Consider the following 300-nt stretch of genomic DNA (forward strand, 5'->3'; position numbering starts at 1 on the left):
GCCTGGCGCGCGCCGAGCGGCGCCTGCCCGAAGACCCGACAACCAACAATCCGGAATGGGAGAAGCTGCACCGCGCCTTCCACCGGGCGCTGATCGCGGCGTGCGGGTCGCACTGGCTTATCGGCTTCTGCGATCAGCTTTCCGACCAGGCGTCGCGCTACCGCCTGATCTCGCAAAATGCTCCGGGCACAGGGCGCGATGAAATCGGCGAGCACCGCATCATTGCCGAGCGCATGCTGGACGGGGACGCCGACGGCGCTGTCGAAACGCTTCTCAATCATTACCGCCTCACCGCGTCGA

The 300-nt window shown here is 66.3% G+C and carries 1 protein-coding gene; it reads left to right on the forward strand.

Features of this window, described 5'->3' with window-relative positions; translation table 11 throughout:
• The coding region (locus EN852_RS38970; RefSeq protein WP_135879913.1) for an FCD domain-containing protein at positions 1-300 on the forward strand (300 nt) is incomplete at both ends.

The organism is Mesorhizobium sp. M2E.F.Ca.ET.209.01.1.1 (assembly GCF_004010375.2).
Lineage (GTDB): Bacteria > Pseudomonadota > Alphaproteobacteria > Rhizobiales > Rhizobiaceae > Mesorhizobium.